The 1033-nt window shown below is 45.7% G+C and carries 1 protein-coding gene; it reads left to right on the top strand.

The window, feature by feature from the left end:
• Positions 1-2 precede the first annotated feature (2 nt).
• Positions 3-1010, top strand: a complete 1008-nt coding sequence (locus tag FC85_RS05090) for an IS30 family transposase (RefSeq protein ID WP_057864475.1) — start codon at positions 3-5, stop codon at positions 1008-1010.
• The last annotated feature ends 23 nt before the right edge of the window (positions 1011-1033 follow it).

Raw genomic sequence — 1033 nt, 5'->3', positions numbered from 1 at the left:
ATATCATATCTAATCAGTATCACCAACTCAATTTAGCTGAACGTGGTCGAATTGAATCCCTAAGGGACTTAGATTGGTCTATCCGCCGGATTGCCCAGGCCCTTCATCGTAATCCCAGCACGATTTCACGTGAATTAAAACGTGGGACAACGACACAGATTAACGCTAGTACTCATATCTTTGAACAGTCATATCTGGCAGAAACTGGTGAAGCAATTTATCGTAAGCACCGACTAAATAGCTGTTATCATGGACTCTTTGATCATTGTCAAACCTTCTGTAATGCTTTGGTGACAGCTTTAAAAGCGCGTCCCAGGATGCATAGTGTGGATACTTTTGTCCACCAATTCAAGACTGATCACCCAAGGCTTGTCTGCCCCTCAACACCGACGGTGTACCGGTATATTGATGACCAGCGTTTAGCTATCCGCAATTCAGACCTACCAGCTAAACTACGTCGCCGGATTAAATGCCCCAGGGCAAAGCATCATCGAATCAATAAGAAAAATCTGGGCCATTCAATCGAAGAGCGTCCCGCCATGGTTCAAGCGCGTCAAGAGCTTGGACACTGGGAAGGTGACTTGGTCAAAGGCAAACGGGTTGAATCTGAGCCAGCATTAATGACTTTGACTGAACGTGTTAGTCGCTTAGAGATCATCGTTAAACTTCCCAATTATCATGCCGACACTTGCTTGAAAGCCCTCCAGAATACCTTATATGACTATGGAACCGAGCACTTTAAAACCATTACTTTTGATAATGGTGCTGAGTTCTCAAGCTTGAGTCAAGTCAAGGGAACTGACATCTACTTTGCCCATCCTTATTCACCATGGGAACGTGGAACCAATGAGAACACTAACGGCCTTTTGCGCGAGTTCTTCCCGAAGGGCAGATCCTTGGCTTCGGCCTCACTCATTGACATTCAGCTGGCTCAAGATACCTTAAACAACCGGCTACGGCGGTCATTGAACTATCGCTGCCCAGCCGATCTAATGCCTGAACTAGCTTAGCAACTAGACCACTTCTAAGAATA

This window comes from Lentilactobacillus diolivorans DSM 14421 (assembly GCF_001434255.1).
Classification (GTDB): Bacteria; Bacillota; Bacilli; order Lactobacillales; family Lactobacillaceae; genus Lentilactobacillus; species Lentilactobacillus diolivorans.
This window is presented reverse-complemented; position numbering and strand designations above follow the sequence as displayed.